The sequence below is a fragment of the Rahnella sp. JUb53 genome, assembly GCF_004346065.1.
GTDB lineage: Bacteria > Pseudomonadota > Gammaproteobacteria > Enterobacterales > Enterobacteriaceae > Rahnella > Rahnella variigena.
In genome coordinates this window covers 227,322-249,043 of record NZ_SLYT01000007.1, presented here as the reverse complement: position 1 = coordinate 249,043, position 21,722 = coordinate 227,322, and the positions used below count along the sequence as shown (strand labels likewise).

Annotated in this window: 16 protein-coding genes and 1 tRNA gene; 9 read left to right on the top strand and 8 right to left on the bottom strand. The window is 50.1% G+C overall.

The features are described 5' to 3' along the window. The 3 genes from druA to EC840_RS17665 form a co-directional block, all read right to left on the bottom strand. Positions 1-1,206, bottom strand: coding sequence for a Druantia anti-phage system protein DruA (gene druA, locus EC840_RS17675; protein ID WP_132966373.1), 1,206 nt, complete (start codon positions 1,204-1,206; stop codon positions 1-3). Between the two features lie 476 nt (positions 1,207-1,682). Beyond that, positions 1,683-2,936: an integrase arm-type DNA-binding domain-containing protein gene (locus EC840_RS17670; RefSeq protein ID WP_132966371.1), complete on the bottom strand. Its 1,254-nt coding sequence runs from the start codon at positions 2,934-2,936 to the stop codon at positions 1,683-1,685. A 199-nt stretch (positions 2,937-3,135) separates the two neighbouring features. Beyond that, positions 3,136-3,220 (bottom strand) — tRNA-Leu (locus EC840_RS17665). Positions 3,221-3,439: 219 nt separating this feature from the next. Here EC840_RS17665 and ampH point away from each other — a divergent pair. After that, a complete protein-coding gene (gene ampH, locus EC840_RS17660) occupies positions 3,440-4,579 on the top strand; it encodes a D-alanyl-D-alanine-carboxypeptidase/endopeptidase AmpH (protein WP_113876761.1) in 1,140 nt (379 codons plus the stop codon). 77 nt (positions 4,580-4,656) lie between these two features. Here ampH and lptG read toward each other — a convergent pair whose 3' ends face one another. Next, a complete protein-coding gene (gene lptG / locus EC840_RS17655) occupies positions 4,657-5,727 on the bottom strand; it encodes an LPS export ABC transporter permease LptG (protein WP_112289448.1) in 1,071 nt (356 codons plus the stop codon). Continuing rightward, entirely contained in the window at positions 5,727-6,821 is a 1,095-nt protein-coding gene (gene lptF / locus EC840_RS17650) for an LPS export ABC transporter permease LptF (RefSeq protein WP_112289447.1), read from the bottom strand. Before lptF ends, lptG begins: the two co-directional genes overlap by 1 nt. Positions 6,822-7,098: 277 nt before the next feature. On the opposite strand from lptF, the gene pepA reads away from it, so the two are divergent. From pepA to EC840_RS17630, 3 genes are all read left to right on the top strand, one after another. After that, on the top strand, positions 7,099-8,610 hold the full coding sequence (gene pepA / locus EC840_RS17640) for a leucyl aminopeptidase (RefSeq protein ID WP_112289446.1): 1,512 nt from the start codon (positions 7,099-7,101) through the stop codon (positions 8,608-8,610). Between the two features lie 116 nt (positions 8,611-8,726). Further along, positions 8,727-9,212, top strand: coding sequence for a DNA polymerase III subunit chi (locus EC840_RS17635; RefSeq protein WP_112289445.1), 486 nt, complete (start codon positions 8,727-8,729; stop codon positions 9,210-9,212). Further along, positions 9,205-12,060 carry a valine--tRNA ligase gene (locus tag EC840_RS17630; RefSeq protein ID WP_113876759.1) on the top strand — a complete coding sequence of 952 codons (2,856 nt, stop codon included), beginning with the start codon at positions 9,205-9,207 and terminating at the stop codon, positions 12,058-12,060. Before EC840_RS17635 ends, EC840_RS17630 begins: the two co-directional genes overlap by 8 nt. Positions 12,061-12,149: 89 nt before the next feature. Here the strand turns inward: EC840_RS17630 and EC840_RS17625 are convergent, their stop codons facing one another. Further along, positions 12,150-13,106, bottom strand: a complete 957-nt coding sequence (locus tag EC840_RS17625; RefSeq protein ID WP_205951088.1) for a LysR family transcriptional regulator — start codon at positions 13,104-13,106, stop codon at positions 12,150-12,152. A gap of 473 nt (positions 13,107-13,579) precedes the next feature. On the opposite strand from EC840_RS17625, the gene EC840_RS17620 reads away from it, so the two are divergent. The 5 genes from EC840_RS17620 (at position 13,580) to EC840_RS17600 (ending at position 19,184) form a co-directional block, all read left to right on the top strand. Continuing rightward, the gene (locus tag EC840_RS17620; protein WP_132966369.1) at positions 13,580-14,107 is read left to right on the top strand and encodes a fimbrial protein; all 528 of its coding nucleotides are present in this window, start codon (positions 13,580-13,582) and stop codon (positions 14,105-14,107) included. Positions 14,108-14,182: 75 nt separating this feature from the next. Beyond that, positions 14,183-14,713, top strand: coding sequence for a fimbrial protein (locus EC840_RS17615; RefSeq protein ID WP_132966367.1), 531 nt, complete (start codon positions 14,183-14,185; stop codon positions 14,711-14,713). Between the two features lie 115 nt (positions 14,714-14,828). Further along, positions 14,829-15,503, top strand: coding sequence for a molecular chaperone (locus EC840_RS17610; protein ID WP_129638115.1), 675 nt, complete (start codon positions 14,829-14,831; stop codon positions 15,501-15,503). A gap of 38 nt (positions 15,504-15,541) precedes the next feature. Then, the gene (locus EC840_RS17605) at positions 15,542-18,196 is read left to right on the top strand and encodes a fimbria/pilus outer membrane usher protein (protein ID WP_132966365.1); all 2,655 of its coding nucleotides are present in this window, start codon (positions 15,542-15,544) and stop codon (positions 18,194-18,196) included. Positions 18,197-18,212: 16 nt separating this feature from the next. Further along, the gene (locus tag EC840_RS17600) at positions 18,213-19,184 is read left to right on the top strand and encodes a fimbrial protein (protein WP_132966363.1); all 972 of its coding nucleotides are present in this window, start codon (positions 18,213-18,215) and stop codon (positions 19,182-19,184) included. Between the two features lie 66 nt (positions 19,185-19,250). Here the strand turns inward: EC840_RS17600 and EC840_RS17595 are convergent, their stop codons facing one another. Both EC840_RS17595 and EC840_RS17590 read right to left on the bottom strand, forming a co-directional pair. Further along, complete coding sequence (locus tag EC840_RS17595; RefSeq protein WP_132966361.1) at positions 19,251-20,276, bottom strand: M48 family metallopeptidase; 1,026 nt, start codon at positions 20,274-20,276, stop codon at positions 19,251-19,253. Between the two features lie 3 nt (positions 20,277-20,279). Continuing rightward, positions 20,280-21,470, bottom strand: a complete 1,191-nt coding sequence (locus tag EC840_RS17590) for a DUF898 family protein (protein WP_132966359.1) — start codon at positions 21,468-21,470, stop codon at positions 20,280-20,282. Positions 21,471-21,722: the final 252 nt, after the last annotated feature.

Below are 21,722 nucleotides of genomic sequence, written 5' to 3'. Positions count from 1 at the left end.
CTATATATTTTCTTCCACCACGTTACTAAAAATCTTTACCTGATTGCTAAGTAACTCAGAAAGACTATCACGTTTCCAATTACGATAATCTGAACTTCGTATTGCTCTCGGGAGCATCCATCGCTCTAAAGCACATTCAGAAATCTCTTTGGCAGAAAGCAGTGAACTAAGGTCTGGTTTACCTTCACCAGAATGTAACATACTGATTGTATTCTCAGCCAACTGGCAGATAAAAACTTCTCGTTGAATCCCATGTTTCATCAAATCATTTTTAAAACCTAGTGCGTTCAGTGCAGCTTTCGTTGTCCGTAAACGCCAATTAGAACCATTTCCAAAAGAATGCTGATCTGCATAGGTATGATCATGATCACGCAAATAGTCACGTAATTCAGTGAACAAACTATCAGGAATATGAAAGTGTCCCCACCCTCCGGTATAACCGATTGATTTTAAATATTGGATGCCGTCTAACTTCAATCTGTTATAAACGGATGAGCGTCCCATTGATGATGACGTCGTGATAGCTAAAAGGCGAGCCTTTTTCACCTCCTGAGATATCACACCAACAGTATTTCCATAAGCTATCGTAAAATCATCATAAAGATCGCGACTACGAAGAAGGCAAGCAATTAGTTTTCCCCCGAGAAGAGCATTATAAGGAGGTAGAGCCCCGAGAACATAAGCATCCATCACATTGACAAGCCGGGCTCCTCTATCATGCGCATCCCAACCAATGAGCTTATCTCTGACAGCAAGATTGAAAACCGGATCACCAATAGCAATTAACCCCATCAGTTTTCCATTATTTTCATCCCAAACGAGATAACGTAAGCGCCTTCCGAATCCATTAGAAACAGGTACTGACCAAGTTAACGCTGCCAACCTAAAAAGATCCCCTTGCCATGTTCCTGATGAAACACGTTCCAAAACTGGAGAAATTTTCTGTGGCGTTACGTCAGAACCTGAAGCAAAAAAATTAATCAACTTTTCAGATTTTCGTGAAATAAAATCCTGATTTGATGACAGCCGATCCGCTCGTTGACCACGATGGAGTGAACGAATCACATCCTTTGTGCTTCCGGGAGCTTGCAACGCCCCCTCATCAGATTTGGTAAAACCAAGACTTTGCAGATGTTCCCGCAATTTTCTTTTTAGCTTTGCCTCGCGCAGATTAACGTCAACCACTATTACATTACCTTTGGGCATTTTTCGCACGTTCCCCGCTAAATACTTATCAGTTTAAATTCTGGTGAGAGATTAGATCTAGTCCATCCCATCGATTTTGAGCCCACTTACTTTAAAGTTGGCAAACTGACCTATTATAGAGCTAGTTTGCCTCACCTTTAGATGGATTGCACTCTTTTCGATACAATGAGGTGTAGGCGTAGCATTATATTCAGGAAGTGGCAAACCGCTATAATTAACTTGACTAACACCCCTTAAAAACCATGGTGATTAAATAAATTTAATATTGATTACTATAAACCAGCATCCAAATTTAATATCGCACATCCAATAATATATAATCACCTACAGCCCATGACATAACAAGCAGACACGCCTAGCCTTAATGAAAACAATAAAAGCCCTCATGCTTACTAATACAACATTAGAATATTATAAAACTCATTCACTTACTTACGATTAAATTAATTATATCTTTATAGGATATAATTTTATTATTATTTCTTACTACGAAAATCAAACGGGCTAACCCCCTTATCCCTATTCGCATCCAAAAAATCAGCCCACCATTGCAGCATCAGCCTGCGTTCATCCAAGTGCTCCGCCTTATGAATGTAAGACGCACGCACAGAGTTACGTTCCTGATGGCTCATCTGCCGCTCTACAGCATCCTTCGACCACATCCCAGACTCAATCAATGAACTACATGCCATGGTTCTAAAACCATGACCACAGACTTCAACCTTAGTGTCATAGCCCATCACCCTGAGTGCATTGTTAACCGTATTTTCACTCATCGGTTTACGCGGATCATGATCGCCAACGAAAATTAAATCTCGATTGCCATTTAGCCGTTTTATTTTCTCAAGGACTGCAAATGCCTGCCGAGATAGGGGCACCAGATGTGGTGTACGCATCTTTGACCCACGGTGAGAATGCTTGACGCCTTCCAATGGTTCGCGGTCTGCCGGTATCGTCCACATTGCTGTCTCAAAGTCGATCTCTGACCAGCGGGCGAAACGCAGTTCGCTTGAACGGATAAAAACCAGCAACGTCATTTCTATAGCTAAACGAGTGAGCGGTCTGCCGGTGTAGGTTTCGATACGGTGAAGTAGTTCAGGGGTACGGCTAAGTTCTAAGGCAGGACGATGTTGCCGTTTTGCTGTAGCGACGGCACCAGCCATTTCCTGCGCAGGGTTGTAGTCGGTTAAACCGCTTTGTACGGCATAGCGCATAATTGCGGTGGTACGCTGCTGAAGACGAGAAGCCACTTCAAGACGTCCAGACTTCTCTACGGCTTTAATGGGTGCCAGCAAATCTCGAGTCTTAAGTTCGGTGATATTGTATTTACCGATGGCCGGGAAAAGAAAGTCTTCCAGGGTTTTCAAAACACGATTGCTGTGATCTTTTGACCACTTCTTGTTAGTCGCATGCCATTCTCTGGCAACCACTTCGAAGGTGAAGACTTCTTTAGCCAACTCTTCTTTTACTGCACGTTTTTGTTCGCGGGGGTCAATGCCTGCCGCCACCAATTTTCTGGCAGCTTCTCTTTTATTCCTGGCATCAGCCAGAGATATCTCAGGATAAACGCCAAAGGCCATCAGGTGCTGTTTGCCGCCAAAGCGAAAGCGGAAACGCCAGTATTTGGAGCCGTTAGGGTGTATCAGCAAAAACATGCCGTCGCCATCGACGAGCGAGTATTCCTTTGCTTCAGGTTTTGCCGAACGCACCTTGGTATCAGTCAGGGCCATGATGGCATTCCTTCCATATGCTGCCGTGAGTATATAAGCATTATCGAACCAGCATATATACTCGATTCTATACTCACAAGCATGTTGATGTGGGGTAACTCAGATTGACGTCGGTTGACTGAAAAGCGGGGAAAAGCCTTACGGGGACTGGATTTTAGGCATAAAAAAAGACCTCAGTTGAGGTCTATTTACATACATATGGTGCCGAAGGCCGGACTCGAACCGGCACACCTTGCGGCGGTTGATTTTGAATCAACTGCGTCTACCGATTTCGCCACTTCGGCACTGAAAGTAGTATGCGGAAAACGTGGGCATTATACCCAGCCCAGCGGGTCACGCAATAGTTATCCCGTGTTGTTCGGTTTAAGTGTTGAAAAAACAGTCATACACCGCAACGCAGTGAGGATTTACTGACAAAAATCTTCGTTTTGCCCGCGTTTTTCCGGTGCCGTTTTTCAAACTTCGCATTAGTATACAAATCACGAATAGATCTTGCCCTGTTGATGGATACCAGCTTGTTGAAAAAACTCTCACTTTCGCTCCTCGCGCTGGCCTTCGCCAGTACGCCTTTATGGAGCCACGCGCAGACTACTGCGCGTCTGGCGTCGCAGGTCGTGGATGACCATGCAGAACACATCTTTTACGGCAGTGGCGCAATGGGAATGGCGCTGGTGGTCGTTGATAATAATCAGCAGGTTTTTCGCAGCTTCGGGGAAACAAAACCGGGCTCCGATTTGCGTCCGCGTGAAGACTCCGTGGTGCGTATCGCCTCGCTGACCAAGCTCATTACCAGCGAAGTGCTGGTGAAAATGGCGCAGCAGGGAAAAGTCAGCATTAATGACCCGCTGCGTAAATATGCTCCGGCCGGTGCGCGCGTGCCGGCTTACAGCGGCACAAATCCGATTACGCTGCTGAATCTGGCTACGCACACCAGCGGCCTGCCGCGTGAGCAACCGGGCGGTGTCGCGCATCGTGCCGTCTTTACCTGGCCGACGAAAAGCGATCGCTGGACCTGGCTGAGCGTCGCAAAACTCACCGTGCCACCGGGCGCCCGCGCGTCTTACTCCAATCTGGCGTTTGACCTGCTTTCCGATGCGTTGTCAAAAGCCGCTAATCAGCCTTATACACAACTGCTGCGCGATCAAATCACTAAGCCGCTGGGCATGATCGATACCACGCTGACGCCAAACGCCAGCCAGTGTTCGCGCCTGATGGAAGGCCTGCGTCCGAGTCCCTGCATCAATACGATTGCAGCAGCGGGCAGTGGCGGTCTTTATTCAACGCCTGCCGATATGGGCCGCTGGATGCGTCAGTTCCTCGGACAACGCACCACAACCGCCGATATGGCGCAGAAAATGTATTACAAACGTTCAGATCTGGTGTCGCTTAAAGGGATGGATGTGCCGGGCATGGCGGACTCGCTGGGAATGGGCTGGGTAACAATGGCGCCAACGCCGTTGTTGCCGCGTATCATTCAGAAAACCGGCGGTGGCGGCGGCTTTATCACGTATGTCGCGATGGTGCCGCAGCGCGGTGTTGGCGTGTTCGTGGTGGTCACCCGCAGCGAACTGACCAAGTTTAAGAACATGAGTGATGGCGTGAACGATCTGGTCGCCGATCTGGTGCGTAATAACGAGATCTGACGCTCCGGCTGACAATCTTCAGACGTAAAAAAAGCAGGCTTATGAAGCCTGCTTTTTATTTATAGGTACTGGCGGATTTAACGTTTTTTCAGCAGTAAGAACATGCTGATGACGAAGAATAGTCCGCTTGGTAACAGTGCGCCCAGTATCGGCGGAATGTTGTAAACCAGGCTTAACGGGCCGAAGATCTGGTCAAGTACGTAGAACAGGAAACCGAAGCAAATCCCGGTCACCACACGCACGCCCATCGGCACGCTGCGCAGAGGTCCGAAGATGAACGACAGCGCCATCAGCATCATCACCGCAACAGACAGTGGCGAGAAGATTTTGCTCCACATATTCAGCTGATAACGTTTTGCTTCCTGTCCGCTCTGCTTGAGATATTTCACATAGTTGTGCAGGCCGCTGATCGACAACGCATCCGGGTCGAGCGCCACCACGCCCAGCTTGTCCGGCGTCAGGTTAGTTTTCCAGACACCGGTGAGGGTCTGAGAACCGGTGATCTGCAGGTTGTCCGTCAGGTCAGATTCATCTACCTGAGAGAGTTTCCACTCACCGCCGTCAAACGTTGCCGAAGAGGCATAACGGACTGACTGCAATTTGTTCTGATCATTGAAATGATAGATGTTGACGCCTGTCAGCTCTTTCTCACCTGCCACACGTTCAATATAGATAAAGTCGTGCCCGTCTTTCGCCCACAAACCGTTTTGCGTGGAAAGTAATGAACCGCCGTACATCTGCTGCGCACGGTAGTTACGGGCCATTTGTTCGCCCTGCGGCGCAACCCATTCACCAATCGCCATGGTCAGTAGCACCAGCGGGATCGCCGTTTTCATTACGGAAGCAGCAATCTGCATACGGGTGAAACCGGAGGCTTGCATAACCACCAGTTCACTGCGTGTTGCCAGTGTACCGAGGCCAAGCAATGCGCCCAGCAGCGCCGCCATCGGGAAGAAAATCTCGATATCTTTTGGCACGCTAAGCAAGGTGTATAACCCGGCACCGGCGGCAGAATATCCGCCCTGCCCGACTTTACGCAGCTGATCGACAAATTTGATGATGCCGGAGAGTGACACCAGCATGAACAACGTCATCATGATGGTGTTGAAAATAGTGCGACCAATGTAACGGTCTAATACGCCAAACATCACGCAACTCCTCTCAGACGCGCCCGGATCTTGCGAACCGGCAAGGTATCCCACGCATTAAGCACCAATGCCAGTGCAAAGTAGAGCAGGTTCGTTCCCCACATCCAGAGGAACGGATCCAGCTTGCCTTTCGCGCCGTTAGAGCGCAGCGAGGTTTGCAGCAGGAAGAAAATCAGATACAGCAGGATAGCCGGCAGCATGCTGAGAACGCGGCCCTGACGCGGGTTAACCACGCTGAGCGGAACCACCAGCAACGCCATAATAAACACGGATACGATCAGCGTTAAACGCCAGTTCAGCTCTGCGCTGGCTTCCGGTTCGTTAGAGTTCCAGAGTTGCGTCATGGACATCTGATCAGACTGATTCGGGTCAAGCTGCACGGTCTGATGGCCGATAACCGCCAGATAATCGGTGAAGTCCGTGACACGGAAATCACGCAACAATGCGGTGCCTTCATAACGCGTGCCTTTGTCCAGCATCACTTGTTGTGAGCCGTCAGCACGCTGCAGCATGTGCCCTTTATCTGCCACAACGACAGAAGGGCGCTGATTGCCGTTCGGACGTAGCTGAGCCAGGAAGACGTTATGGAATTCTTTGCCTTTCACGCTGCCGACGAACAGAACCGCATTGCCGTTTTGTGCCTGCTGGAACTGGCCTTCGACCATCGCGGCCATGCTTGGGTTGGCTTTCGCCTCCGCCAGCACTTCGTCCTGATGTTTGGACGACCACGGACTCAACCAGATAGCGTTCGCGCCAGCAAAGATTGACGTAAATAGCGCCAGAACCATTGCAGCGATGACCAGTGAGCGTTTTCCGAGACCACAGGCATGCATGACCGTGATTTCACTGTCGGTATAAAGTTTACCGAGCGTCATCAGCAGGCCAAGGAACAGGCTGAGCGGCAGAATAAGCTGCGCCATTTCCGGAACGCCAAGGCCCAGAAGAGAGAGGACTAAATTTGTTGGGATATCGCCATCAACCGCTGCTCCGAGCACTCTTACCAGCTTCTGACAGAAGAAGATAAGAAGCAAAATGAACAGAATGGCAAATTGGCTCTTGAAGGTTTCCCTAACCAGATATCTAATGATGATCACGCTTAATACGCCTGTGAAAACTTGTCTTTTTGAAGGAAAATCGCTAGTTTCATCGCTAATCCGTCATTTATTCTCATCATATGGCAACCTTCGCAGCTAAAATAGTATTACAACACCGAGAATTGGGGTGTCCTATAGGAACTTGCTTATAGCCGCCAAAATAAAAACTAACGCCGTTTAGGTTAACACAGGTCGTTAACACAATGACGGGAGAGTGTCTCCGGCGACTCATTCTAGCCGTACCTCCCGCCCTTGTCTTTAAGATTCAGGAGAGTGCATGGAGTTCAGCGTAAAAAGCGGTAGCCCGGAAAAACAACGCAGTGCCTGTATTGTAGTCGGCGTTTTCGAACCGCGCCGCCTGTCACCGATTGCCGAACAACTCGATAAAATCAGTGATGGCTACATCAGCGCCCTGCTCCGCCGTGGCGAACTTGAAGGCAAAGTGGGCCAGACCCTCTTGCTGCATCATGTACCGAATATTCTTTCAGAACGCATTTTGCTGATTGGTTGCGGTAAAGAGCGCGAGCTGGATGAACGCCAGTACAAACAGGTGATCCAGAAAACTATTAACACCCTCAACGACACCGGTTCGATGGAAGCCGTTTGCTTCCTCACCGAGCTGCACGTGAAAGGACGTAATACTTACTGGAAAGTGCGTCAGGCCGTCGAAACCTCGAAAGAATCGCTTTATACCTTCGATCAGCTGAAAAGCAATAAAACCGAACCGCGCCGTCCGCTGCGTAAAATGGTCTTCAACGTGCCAACCCGCCGTGAACTGACCAGCGGTGAGCGCGCCATTCAGCACGGTCTGGCGGTTTCAGCCGGTATCAAAGCCGCGAAAGATCTCGGCAATATGCCACCGAACATCTGTAACGCCGCTTATCTGGCGTCACAGGCCCGTCAGCTGGCAGATGCGTTCAGCACCAACATCACTACCCGCGTAATCGGCGAGCAGCAGATGAAAGAGCTGGGGATGAATGCGTATCTGGCGGTAGGTCAGGGTTCTAAGAACGAATCACTGATGTCGGTGATGGAATATAAAGGAAATCCTAATCCGGACGCTAAGCCTATCGTGCTCGTCGGTAAAGGTCTGACCTTCGATTCCGGCGGTATTTCCATTAAGCCAGCGGCTGATATGGATGAAATGAAGTACGACATGTGTGGTGCTGCGGCCGTTTACGGTGCGATGCGTGTGGTGGCTGAACTGAATCTGCCGCTGAACGTGATTGGCGTGCTGGCAGGCTGTGAAAACATGCCTGGCGGTCAGGCGTTCCGTCCGGGCGATATCCTGACTACCATGTCAGGCCAGACGGTAGAAGTGCTTAATACCGACGCCGAAGGCCGTCTGGTACTGTGCGATGCGCTGACTTACGTTGAACGTTTCGATCCTGAGCTGGTGATTGACGTTGCCACGCTGACCGGCGCCTGCGTGATTGCCCTTGGCCATCACATCACCGGTTTGCTGTCGAATCACAATCCGCTGGCGCACGAACTGATCGGCGCGTCCGAACAGGCGGGCGACCGCGCATGGCGTCTGCCGCTGGCTGATGAATATCAGGACCAGCTGGATTCGAATTTTGCGGATATGGCGAACATCGGTGGCCGTCCGGGTGGTGCTATCACCGCCGGGTGCTTCCTGTCGCGCTTTACCCGTAAATACAGCTGGGCACATCTGGATATCGCCGGTACCGCATGGCGTTCAGGTAAAAATAAAGGGGCGACCGGTCGTCCGGTTGCGCTGCTGTCACAGTTCCTGCTGAACCGCGCAGGGCTTGATGGCGATGAGTGATTCCCCGGCTAAATAAGTTATAATCTTCGGTATCAGGGTCTGGTTCGCCAGGCCTCTTACAGGCGGGCGCACCAGTTGCGCCCCTGTTTTTTTCTCAGCAGCACAGTGAACTCATCATGAAACAGGCAACCTTCTTTCTTCTCGATGCGCCCGACGCCAGTGGCGAGCTTAGCTCACACGAAGCGCTGGCCTGTCTGGTCGCCGCTGAACGTTACCGGATGGGCAAACGTGTTCTGCTGGCCTGTGAAGATCAGAAACAGGCCGAGCGTCTGGATGAAGCGCTCTGGCAGCGCGATCCCAGCCACTTTGTCCCGCACAATCTGGCCGGAGAAGGCCCGCGCTTTGGTGCGCCGGTCGAGTTATGCTGGCCGGGCAAACGCGGCAATGCGCCGCGCGACCTGCTGATCAGCCTGATGCCCGAATTTGCAGATTTTGCTACTGCTTTCCATGAAGTGGTAGACTTCGTTCCTTACGAAGATTCCCTTAAACAGCTTGCGCGCGAACGCTACAAAGCCTATCGCAGCGTGGGTTTCTCTTTGACGACGGCCACGCCGCCCTCAGTCACCACATCGACCGACGAAAATACAAAGCGAAATGGATAAGACATATAACCCGCAAGACATCGAGCAGCCGCTTTACGAGCACTGGGAACAACAGGGCTATTTCAAGCCGCATGGTGATACCAGTAAAGAAAGCTTTGCCATCATGATCCCGCCGCCGAACGTTACCGGCAGCTTGCACATGGGTCATGCTTTCCAGCAAACCATCATGGACGCCATGATCCGCTATCAGCGCATGCAGGGTAAAAATACGCTGTGGCAGGCGGGTACCGACCATGCGGGTATCGCAACGCAGATGGTGGTTGAGCGTAAAATCGCGGCTGAAGAAGGCAAAACTCGTCACGACTATGGCCGTGATGCGTTCATCGACAAAATCTGGGACTGGAAAGCAGAATCCGGCGGCACGATCACCCGCCAGATGCGCCGTCTGGGCGATTCCGTGGACTGGGAGCGCGAGCGCTTCACCATGGATGAAGGCCTTTCCAACGCCGTGCGCGAAGTGTTTGTACGTCTGTACAAAGAAGATCTGATTTACCGCGGCAAACGCCTGGTGAACTGGGATCCGAAACTGCGTACCGCTATCTCTGATCTGGAAGTCGAAAACCGCGAATCCAAAGGTTCCATGTGGCACCTGCGTTATCCGCTGGCTGACGGCGCGAAAACCGCTGAAGGCAAAGATTATCTGGTAGTTGCCACTACCCGTCCGGAAACTGTGCTCGGTGATACCGGCGTGGCAGTTAACCCGGAAGACCCGCGTTATAAAGATCTGATCGGCAAAGAAATCATTCTGCCGCTGGTGGGACGTCGTATTCCGATTGTTGGCGATGAACACGCCGACATGGAAAAAGGCACCGGCTGCGTGAAGATCACCCCTGCGCATGACTTTAACGACTATGAAGTCGGTAAACGTCACGGCCTGCCGATGATCAACATCCTGACTTTCGATGGCGATATCCGCCAGACCGCTGAAGTATTTGATACTAACGGCGAAGAAAGCGATGCATGTGCCAACGATATACCTGAGCAGTTCCGTGGCCTGGAGCGCTTTGCTGCGCGTAAAGCCGTGGTCGCTGCGTTTGACGAAGCCGGCCTGCTGGAAGAAATCAAACCTCACGATCTGACCGTACCTTACGGCGACCGTGGCGGCGTGGTTATCGAGCCGATGCTGACTGACCAGTGGTACGTGCGTACTGCGCCGCTGGCAAAAGTCGCTGTAGAAGCCGTTGAGCAAGGTGAAATCCAGTTCGTGCCTAAACAGTACGAAAACATGTATTTCAGCTGGATGCGCGACATTCAGGACTGGTGTATTTCCCGTCAGCTGTGGTGGGGACACCGCATTCCTGCGTGGTATGACGCCGAAGGCAACGTGTTTGTTGGCCGTGACGAAGCGGAAGTGCGCAGCGAAAACAATCTGGGCGCAGACGTTGTGCTGACTCAGGATGAAGACGTGCTCGACACCTGGTTCTCTTCCGGTCTGTGGACATTCTCCACGCTGGGCTGGCCGGAACAAACGCCTGACCTGAAAGCATTCCACCCTTCAAGCGTGGTCGTCAGCGGCTTCGATATCATCTTCTTCTGGATCGCGCGCATGATCATGATGACCATGCACTTCGTGAAAGACGAAAACGGCAAGCCACAGGTTCCGTTTAACACCGTCTACATGACCGGTCTTATCCGCGACGACGAAGGGCAGAAAATGTCCAAGTCCAAAGGTAACGTTATCGATCCGCTGGATATGATCGACGGTATCTCGCTGGAAGACCTGCTGGAAAAACGTACCGGCAACATGATGCAGCCGCAACTGGCAGAGAAAATCCGCAAGCGCACCGAGAAGCAATTCCCGAACGGCATCGAACCACACGGCACCGATGCCCTGCGCTTCACGCTGGCCGCGCTGGCGTCTACCGGTCGTGACATCAACTGGGACATGAAGCGCCTTGAAGGCTACCGCAACTTCTGTAACAAGCTGTGGAACGCCAGCCGCTTCGTGCTGATGAACACCGAAGATCAGGATTGTGGCCTGAACGGCGGCGAACTTGAGCTGTCACTGGCTGACCGCTGGATCCTCGCGGAATATAACCGCACGGTGAAATCGTACCGTGAAGCGATGGATAACTACCGCTTCGATCTGGCTGCCAGCATTCTGTATGAATTCACCTGGAACCAGTTCTGCGACTGGTATCTGGAGCTGACCAAGCCGGTCATGAACGGTGGCAACGAAGCGCAACTGCGCGGCACCCGCCATACGCTGGTAGAAGTGCTGGAAGGTCTGCTGCGTCTTGCGCATCCGATCATCCCGTTCATCACCGAAACCATCTGGCAGCGTGTCAAATCACTGAAAGGCATCACGGCAGAAACGATTATGCTGCAACCTTTCCCTGAGTTTGATGCAGCGAAAGCTGACGAACTGGCGCTGGCCGATCTCGAGTGGATCAAGCAGGCGATCATCGCTATCCGTAACGTGCGTGCCGAGATGAACCTGTCTCCGGCCAAGCCGCTGGAACTGCTGTTACGTGGCGCAAGTGCCGATGCACAGCGTCGTGTGGAACAGAACCTGAGCTTCATTAAGTCTCTGGCGCGTCTGGAATCCATCACCATTCTGCCTGCTGGCGACAAAGGCCCGGTGTCTGTCACCAAGCTGGTGGAAGGCGCAGAGCTGCTGATCCCAATGGCCGGTCTGATTGATAAAGATGCCGAGCTGGCGCGTCTGGACAAAGAGATGGCGAAACTGGATGGTGAGATTGCGTCCATCGAAGGCAAGCTGTCTAACGAAGGTTTTGTGGCACGTGCGCCTGAAGCCGTAGTCGCCAAAGAACGCGAACGTCTTGCTGCCTGCGGTGATGCAAAAGTGAAACTGGCAGAACAGAAAGCCACGATCGCGGCGCTGTAATCTCAGCCTGATATAAGCGTTAAACCTTATATACACAAATGCCAGTCAGGGAAACCTGACTGGCATTTTTTATTCCTGACACAAACTGATTAACGCAGAGCGTTATTCTGAAACTCCTGCAAAAATATATCGGACATCTTTCTCACCAGTGTCGAGAAAAACTGGTTATTCAGTGCGGCTTTATTATAAATCATGTAGACAGGTTGAGAGGGCAATGTGACATCAATCGACAACTTCTGAATATCAAAAGAGTCTTTCATTTTCTGATAGAAACGCTCCGTGATAAAACCCACCATGTCGGATGATTCAACCATCGAAATAATAGAGAGCAGTGAAGGGCTGATAAATCGGCACTTTCTGTCAAGTTGCAGAAGAGCATTCACATCCAACCGGTTAGACAAAAGACTGGCGCTCTCGGAATCCACGAAAATATGGCTCTCTTCTGCGGCCTGCTCCCGTGTCAGACTACCGGTCAGCCGCGGATGAGATTTCCGGCAAATCATCACCGGTACTTCACTGGCAATATGCTGGCTTACACGCGAGTGGCTGATATGGGGATGAGCATCGAAAATGATGTCAGCCTTACGGAAAATAAGCGCATCTTCCGTTTCAGCAATAGAATTACCGCTGGTGCTGTGCACTATCTCACAGTCGGGTGCAATTTCATCCAGCACCTTGCGCATTACGTTAATCGTAAACATAGAGATATACGGCGAGCAGTGAACCACAAGCCGGGTCGGCAGAGAATCAAATGAGATATTCTGCAGCTTGGCGATCATGTTGTCATAAGCTTCCGCCAGCCCTTCATGTATACCAATCGCGACGGTGGTCGGCGCCAGCGCCTTTCCGTCCCGGATAAATAACGCATCATTATAATGAACGCGTAAACGCCCCAGCGCCTGGCTGACAGCGGAAGGGGTGATGCCCAGTGCATCCGCAGCTTTCGTCCCGCTGCGATGAATAAAAACCGCCTCGAAGGTGGTTAAAAGATTGAGATCAAAATTCTTCACCATCTTAAAACGATCGGTGAGCGTATTTTCTTTCATGCTGTCCAGTCCTCTGATCTCTGGTGAAATGCGAGAGTTCGCATTCTCACTATCAATCATAGTCAAGATACTCAATTTTGGTCTCCTTACCGGTACTTTAATTTCTTATAATTTGATGAGTAAAAGATGGTGCTTAATATTATTAGTCTCATAAGGATAAAGCTAATAACAGCAAACAAAGGGATATATCAGGTATTCAATACACTTTACTGAACTATACCTTTAACTAATTTAAATTGAAATCCACCTTATTCCCGTAAAAATAAAAATATCATATAAATATGCCATGATTCATACAGATATATCCATTTTTAAGTTTACTGAATAGTACATTCAGCGTATGGCATGGCGATTACTACCACAACTATGAATAATGCGCTCCAACGATAAGGGGTACCGGCTTATAAAATCTCTTTATCATCCACCACCCGCTCTTATGAAGAGTGTGTTTTTGTTAAAATAAAGGAATAGTAATGAAAATGACTTCGTTTTTTAAAATGAGTGTACTGGCTGCCGGTATGGTTGCAGCAATGGGCGCAAATGCTGGTGATACTGGTACTTTAAATGTTACTGGTACTGTTATTGCAACTTCATGTGCTATTGATCCAAGCAGCACTACTGACGTGCAATTTAAGACCCTGTCCGCTACAAGCTTCGCGACTGTTGGCGCAATTTCAGCGAAACAAGACATCGTCCTGAACCTGACTGACTGCCCTGTTTCTCAGACTGGCGTTATGTTTATTGCAAACGGTGCATCTGATGCCACTAACAACCAGTTGCTGGCACTGGGTTCTGATTCAGTAGCAACCGGTCTGGGTATTGCGATTTATAACAAAGGCGGCGATCTGATCCCAATGCATTCTGCTTCTGCAGCTGCACCGATTAATGCTGAAACTGGCGTTGCAACCATTAATCTGGAAGCGGCTGCCATGTCTACTGCTGAAGCAGTGACCGGTGGTGCATTCAACGCAACAACTACTTTTGTTCTGTCTTACAACTAATATTTCCCGATTTATTAGCTTGCTGAAAATTAAACACCAAGTTAATAGAATTTGGTTAAAAGGATTAAACCGATCATGAATATGAAAAAATTAAGTGCTGCTGTAGTTGTTATGTTGGGTCTGGGTGTTTCTGCTGCTCAGGCAGACGATGGTTCCCTGAACTTCACCGGTGAAGTAACTACAAGTTCTTGTTCAGTTGTTGCAGACAGCACTGTCGTACCAGTAACTTTTGATAGTTATTCTGCTGCCACTATAAATTCCGTTGCACCTGGTTTAACCAGTGCTGCATTGCAAAAGCCTTTTAGCATTAAGCTGGAAAATTGCCCAGAAGGTGTGTCTGTCGCTAAAATCAAACTGGATGGTAAAACTTCCGGTATCGTACCAACAGTATTCGTAGGTAACTCCACTGCTCGTTACGTTGGCGTGATGATTTCTGATGCTGAAACTGGCGCGGTTATTACACCAAAAGCTTTCGGTAATGATAAAGCCATTATTGCTGGCAATAATACCCTGGACTATCTGGTAGGTTTAACAAAAACGTCTGATAGCAATGCTGTCGAAGGTACTATTGATGTACCAGTAACTTTCACTATGTCTTACGAGTAATACCCTCTGTAATACGTGTGTTTTTTAATAAAATGGCTGAGGTAACCCTCAGCCATTTCATCTAACTCCCTCAAAATTACAGTGAGATCATTACCTTCAACTATTAAGGTTAATTATGTCATTTTATAAAAAGTCCATTTTATCTTTATTGCTGATCGCATTATCTGCACCTTCATTTGCTGGTTTTTCTGTCGGTGCTACCCGCGTTATTTATAACGGCAATATGAAAGAGGCTTCACTCTCTGTTAAAAATACCGAAGACTCGAATGTTTATCTTATTCGCTCCTGGGTAAGTTCTGACAAAGCAGGTGAGAAGGTACCTTTTATTATCACTCCGCCTCTGTTCCGCATCGAACCAGGTCAGGATAATGCCGTGCGTATTACCCAAACTTCGTCGTCATTAGCGCAGGACAAAGAGTCTGTTTACTGGATCAACACGCTGGCTATTCCTCCTGCATCTAAAGAAAAGAATTCCCTTCAGTTCTCTATCAATACCCGCATCAAACTGATCTATCGCCCGACGGCATTGAACAATAAAGACGCGATTGCCAAAGCGTATCAGCAACTGACCTTCACACGCTCAGGCAGCGCAATCACTGCCAGTAACCCGACGCCTTATTACGTCAACATGACTAAAATCAGCATCAATGGCAAAGAGTTAAAAGAAGGTTATATGGTGCCACCAAAATCCTCGCTAAAAATTGACAATACTCCGATGGGAAACAGCATCGTCTGGCAGGCTATTAATGACTTCGGCGGATTAACAGAAAAAGCCAAAGCATCAATTTAATTAAGTTGAAAAATTAAAATCGGGAATGTCTGTTTATTATGGAAAATAACAATATTAAAAATCGTCAGGACAAAGACAACATCAGAATAAAAGGTGATAAAAGAAAGAGCAGCGCATTTAACGGTAACGCTGCTGCCCGCTCTTTTTTATTAAAACCCTTATCCTTTTTCATATTGTTATCTCTTCCCGGGTTGGCTTTTTCTGCAGAAACGTTTAACGCGGAAATGCTTAAGGCTGTCGGTGATGGCGGCGATATGGAAAACGTCAATCTGGATTATTTCGCTGAAAAGGGCGGGCAGATGCCCGGCACTTATCAGGTGGATATCTACCTGAATAACCAGCAGGTTGACTCACGCAACGTCGAGTTCGTCAGCCTGCCGGATGCGCCGGGTAAACTCTATGGCGCGATTACGCCGGCCGAGATGGCAGAGTACGGCGTCAAGCTGGACGTATTCCCTGATTTGAAAGCCGTTGCACCTGATGCACAGCTGACCAAACCACTGAGTGCCTATGTGCCGCAGGCCACTGAAAATCTGGATTTAAACCGTAAGCGCTATGACATTACCGTACCGCAAATCGGTGTAAATATGCGCCCGCGCAACTCGGTTGACCCGAAGCGCTGGGATAACGGTATCGCCGCCTTTATGCTCAATTACAGCTATTCCGGCTCTACCACGCAGCGCGACGACAGCGGTCAGTCAAAGAGTAACTTCGTTAACCTGCGCAGCGGCGCCAACCTCGGCGCGTGGCGTCTGCGTAACTACTCGACCTACAGCAATCAGCAAAGCGAAGGTTCGCACGGGGGAGACGACACTAACACCAGTAAGTTTGAGTCGATTAATACCTACGTGCAGCGTGACGTGCGTTTCCTGCAGGGCGGGCAACTGACGCTGGGTGAATATTCCACGCCAGCCGACGTGTTTGACAGCGTCCAGTTTACCGGTGCGCAACTGGCCTCCGACGACCAGATGCTGCCGGACTCCATGAGTCAGTTTGCACCGACGGTGCGCGGCATTGCCAAGTCTAATGCGCAGGTCACTATCAAACAGAATGGCTATGTGATCTACCAGTCCAACGTTTCGCCGGGGCCTTTCGCCATCACGGATCTCTATCCGTCCGGTAACGGCGGCGATATGGAAGTGACGGTGACGGAATCTGACGGCTCTACCACCAAATTCAACATTGCCACCAGTTCCGTGCCGATTTTACAACGTGAAGGCCGCTTCAAATACAACCTGGCGCTGGGTAAATACCGCTCAGGTAATGACGATACCGAGACGCCGAACTTTATTCAGGTTTCTAATATTTACGGTCTGACGGCGCGCACCACTGTTTACGGTGGCGTGCAGTATGCCGAAAACTATCGTGCGGCGAACGTCGGCGTTGGTTTTGACTTAGGTTCCGTGGGTGCCGTGTCATTTGATGCCACCCAGGCCACCAGCGAGTTTGATGATGCGCTGGGCACCAAAAAAGGTCAGTCCTACCGGGCGATGTATGCCAAGAACTTCGAGGCAACGGACACTAACCTGCAAATCGCCGGTTACCGTTACTCCACCGAAGGCTACTACGCCTTCAGTGACGTGCAGGATTACCAGAAAGACACCGATAACGATTTCGACAACTACAACCGCTCGCACAACCAGCGCAGCAAAATGCAGTTATCCGTCAACCAGTCAATCGGCGACTACGGGTCGATTTATGTCAGCGGCAGCCAGCAGGATTACTGGGGCGGCGACGGTAAAGAGAAGCTGTTACAGCTCGGTTACAACACCAGCATTTACGGCATCTCCTACGGCTTTAACTACAACTACTCGAAAAACCCGGGCATGACCGAGGCGGATCAGGTGTTTGCCTTCAACATGTCGGTGCCGCTCGATAAGTTCATGGGGCCATCCGGCACCTGGGCAACCTACAACATGAGCACCAAACGTCATGGTTCCACCGTTCAGCAGGCCGGTATCAGCGGCACCTTGCTGGATGATAAAAACCTGAGTTATTCCGCACAGCAGGGATATGAAAATCAGGGCAGCGGCGCGTCCGGTAATGCCAGCATGGATTACAAAGGCGGCTCCGGCGAAGGCAGCCTCGGTTACAGCTATGACCAGGATACCCGCCAGTGGAGCTACGGCCTTCAGGGCGGCGTACTGATCCACGAAAACGGCATCACGCTGTCACAGCCGCTGGGTGACACCATTGCGCTGGTGAAAGCGCCGGGAGCCGATGATGTTGATGTCGAAAACAACAGCGGCGTGCACACCGACTGGCGTGGCTATGCGGTCGTGCCTTATGCCCAGCCATACCGTAAAAACAGCGTGACGCTGGAAACCGAAAGCTTTGCTGACGACGTGGATATGGACATGAACACCCAGACGGTGATCCCAACCCGCGGCGCGGTAGTGCGTGCAGACTTCAAAACCCGCGTCGGTCAGCGTGCTTTAGTGCAAATGTTGTTCATGGGTAAGCCGGTGCCATTTGGTGCCACGGTCAGCCTGCTGGATAACGACAGCACCGTCACCGGCATTGTCAGTGACAACGGCGAAGTGTACCTGACCGGCCTGCCGGAAACCGGCAACATCATGGCGAAATGGGGCAATGGCAGCAATGAGCAGTGTAAAGGCTCATACACGCTGGCCGGCAGCAATGCCAGTGACCCGTCTGCGCTGATTAAACAAATTACGGCGCAATGCCACTAAGGCATGAGGAAGTAACATGAAGAATTTTATCGCTATTTTGAAGAAAAGTGTCTCTGCAAAAAACAGTCTGCGATCGTTGCTGGCCGTGCTGCTATTGACCTGCGGCGTGCATAATGCAATGGCACTGGGCCGTTGCGACTATCCTTCCACATTTGGGAAAGTGACCGTGGATCGCCAGATTACGGCCATACAAAGCCAGCCAGTAGGCACCATACTCGGAAGTTACACCTATAACCAGCAGGTTGTACTGGCCAACAACTGTGCCGGTGAATACAATAAAGCCAATATTGCAAATACCTCTGCTTATTTACCCTTATCAGATAGCATGACGTATGAAAGCGGGATCGAGGGGGTCGGAATACGAGTCGCAATAGATGGTTTGTCCGTTTTCCGAGGATTTATTTACAATACCGTTGAAGGGGATGGTACCTCGCCAATTTATCTTACTAACGTAAAAGTTGATTTCGTTAAAACGGGCAATATCGTTCCCGGCAACGCGATATCGGGTAACCTGGTTTATATTCGCATGCAGGACAGTAAAGGCGAAGAAACTGTCTTTGACGTGAACATTGGCACCGTCGTGGTTAAGCAGGCATCCTGCGAAATCACGGGCAACAGTGCGATCCCTGTACCGATGGGGATTGCGAAGAAAGAAGATTTTACGGGCAAAAATTCCACGCTCAAGCCGGTGAATGTACAGATCCCTTTGCAATGTTACGCTGACACCACGGTGAATATCAGTTTCGATGCGGCCTCGACACTGGGCAATGGCATTATTGATCTGACTAAAGGCGGGGCTGAAGGTGTAGGCATCCAACTTAAGATGAATGATAAAGTAGTCGTTTTCGATCAGAAAACCTTTGTCACCAAGACCACGCAAGAGGGGGCATTCAATATTCCACTGACCGCCGCCTATATACAAACCGCCGATGATATTGCACCTGGTCCAGCCAATGCGGTGGCTAACTTCACCGTAACCTACGAGTAAGCGTTACCGTCTGACGGGTTCTTTGCCCGAATCCGTCAGACACTTTTACGGACAACATCTACTTCTTCACTTCTTCTCAGCCTCCCTGATATGTTCTATTCGCGACGCCATAGCCGGATGCGTACTCAGCCAGTCTGGTAGATATTCATTCGCTTTCTCATTCTGCGCCTCTGCGGACAAACGACGGTAAATCTCAGCCATTTTTTCCAGCGAGCGCCCTTCCCGCTTCATTTCCACAATCGCCCAGTCATCCGCCTCACGCTCCATCCCGCGCGAAAACTGCAATTCATTCGCCAGCGATGCAGTCTGCAATAACGTATCCCCGATACCGCTGACATCACCGGTCATCCACAACAACGTCAGTGATACCAGCGAAGAACGCACCAGCATGCGCATCGGATGCCGGTAAGCGTGATGACCCATTTCGTGCAGCATAACACCCGCCAGGGCATCATCTCCGGGGCTCAATGTCACCAGTTTGTCGCTGAGGATCAGCGTGCCGTCCGCCAGCATAAACGCGTTGGCGACGTCCGGAATATTCATCAGTTTCAGTCTGACCGGGGTACGGTCATGGCGTAATGAAGGTGGCGTCACCTGTTGAAAGAGCTGCTGAAGGGCTTTCTGCTTTTCTTCAGGCAACGTCGAATCCTGGAAATCACTGGCTCTCAAAAGTGTCAGCGTGTGATGCCCGAGATTTTGTTCAATCGTCGTCGGTATTCGCTGCGCAATGACATTGCTTACCCACGGCAGCACGCCCCAGATATAAAAGGCCACCAGCACGCAGGTCGCTGCCAGTGTGAGAAGCACACCGCGTTTATGGCTTTCCATGCGGTATATCCAGCCCGGCCTGCGATGCTGCCGCAGCCAGCGCCGGAACACACTGTCATCGGCAGGCACAAAACGGCTTCCGTCGGGGAAAGTCAGAAACAGGGGAATGGAACCCAGCGCGTCAGAAACCTCGATATCGCGCAGAGAAAAAACCTGAATTGCAGGTGGCGCATCAAGAGTCAGACGCTGATCGTCGTCCAAAAAAAGGCGGGCAGCCTCACGTGCTGCCCGTCCCGCAGGCTGATAAAAGCCTTCGATGATCATGTTTTACATACCGATGCCGAGGTCAAACGCCTGCGCGACTTCTTCTGCTACCGCTGTATTGGCCGCGTCATGATGAGCGTTGATGTCAGGTAAGGACAGATCGCCTACCACCGCAGTGCGCTCCGCCATATATCGCGCCGCACGAACATGCGCCACCGGCGTTGCCAGACCCAGCGAGAAGACCACAATCAGCGCATTGGTGAAAAGCAGTCCCAGATAAGAGGCCGTTTTCATGGATGAACGCAGTTTTACGCGCTCACCGATTTGCGTCTGATTTAAGACATAATTGCGCACAGCGACCACCTGATAGCTGGCCACGACCAATGCACCGACGATAAGCACGACGAAAGCCATGAGGAAGCTGAACAAGTTACTTAACAGCATTGCACCGGCCATATCATCAGACATCGCCCCCATCGCAACCATCTGGTACATCGTGGTGAAGAACGAGCCCATCAGCCAGAACGCCACAATCAGGAAAGGCAGGAATAATACGATGGCTAATAAGCTGTACTTAATAAAGGTCGACTTTTTCAGCTCTGCGCGGAAAGCAGTATTTCCGAAAAAGTGATTATTGATGTACAAGTCATGCGTCATCGCGCTGATAATACCCTGAACCGCCGCAACGCCCGGAACCAATGCCACGACAACTATTACGACGCTTATTAATATGGCGCTAATACTGGCCATCTGAACTGCAATCAACACCACGGCAGTAATCGGAATATACAACGCCAGCATTAATAAAATCGGGCACAGATACATTGTCCAGTAAGCACGCCCCACTTTGCAGTGATAGTTGAAACGCACACCGCGGAAGCTGGTCATGATCGCGTTATAGCGCCAGCTGCGGATAACCACCCACGGCAGTAACGCCAGAAAAGCCAGCGCAATCAACAATGCTAACTGAGGGAGTATCGCCGCCAGAATATAGAAAACAATAATGCCGCCGATCACCAGCAGACGCCCTTTCAATATTTGAATGGGCTTTGCGTGATAGTCAAAACGATCTCCGTTAATTTCGGTATTACCTAAAAAATAACGGCGACGACGAACGGTCGCCCAGGCAGAATAAATCCCCAGAGTAATGATGGTTAATAATGCATTAACCAGCCATATTGCGAAATATTCCCCGCCCTTGCCATGAAAACGCACCTGATGCAGGTTATCGTTGTAGTGATTATTATCTGACATTTTTATCTTTCGTCCTGAAAGGAATGAGAAACACCCTCCTTAAAAAAAGAAGGTTGCGTAGCACAATATATAACGCCGAAGATTTAATCACGCCCCTGACCTTGCAGGCAACGAATTATTGCCTCTGCCAATGAAAAAAATTCTCATTTGAGATAAGTAAAATCAGCGGGACACGCCTGCGGCGTTGCATCGGCACGCCCTAAGATGGTATTAAAACGGTCTGTTTGATTATTCATTGTGGGAACTAAGTGA

Coding starts and splice junctions, on each gene's coding strand:
- druA (WP_132966373.1), bottom strand. CDS start 1,206: ATGCCCAAAGGTAATGTAATAGTGGTTGACGTTAATCTGCGCGAGGCA.
- EC840_RS17670 (WP_132966371.1), bottom strand. CDS start 2,936: ATGGCCCTGACTGATACCAAGGTGCGTTCGGCAAAACCTGAAGCAAAG.
- ampH (WP_113876761.1), top strand. CDS start 3,440: ATGGATACCAGCTTGTTGAAAAAACTCTCACTTTCGCTCCTCGCGCTG.
- lptG (WP_112289448.1), bottom strand. CDS start 5,727: ATGTTTGGCGTATTAGACCGTTACATTGGTCGCACTATTTTCAACACC.
- pepA (WP_112289446.1), top strand. CDS start 7,099: ATGGAGTTCAGCGTAAAAAGCGGTAGCCCGGAAAAACAACGCAGTGCC.
- EC840_RS17635 (WP_112289445.1), top strand. CDS start 8,727: ATGAAACAGGCAACCTTCTTTCTTCTCGATGCGCCCGACGCCAGTGGC.
- EC840_RS17630 (WP_113876759.1), top strand. CDS start 9,205: ATGGATAAGACATATAACCCGCAAGACATCGAGCAGCCGCTTTACGAG.
- EC840_RS17625 (WP_205951088.1), bottom strand. CDS start 13,106: ATGAAAGAAAATACGCTCACCGATCGTTTTAAGATGGTGAAGAATTTT.
- EC840_RS17620 (WP_132966369.1), top strand. CDS start 13,580: ATGAAAATGACTTCGTTTTTTAAAATGAGTGTACTGGCTGCCGGTATG.
- EC840_RS17615 (WP_132966367.1), top strand. CDS start 14,183: ATGAATATGAAAAAATTAAGTGCTGCTGTAGTTGTTATGTTGGGTCTG.
- EC840_RS17610 (WP_129638115.1), top strand. CDS start 14,829: ATGTCATTTTATAAAAAGTCCATTTTATCTTTATTGCTGATCGCATTA.
- EC840_RS17605 (WP_132966365.1), top strand. CDS start 15,542: ATGGAAAATAACAATATTAAAAATCGTCAGGACAAAGACAACATCAGA.
- EC840_RS17600 (WP_132966363.1), top strand. CDS start 18,213: ATGAAGAATTTTATCGCTATTTTGAAGAAAAGTGTCTCTGCAAAAAAC.
- EC840_RS17595 (WP_132966361.1), bottom strand. CDS start 20,276: ATGATCATCGAAGGCTTTTATCAGCCTGCGGGACGGGCAGCACGTGAG.
- EC840_RS17590 (WP_132966359.1), bottom strand. CDS start 21,470: ATGTCAGATAATAATCACTACAACGATAACCTGCATCAGGTGCGTTTT.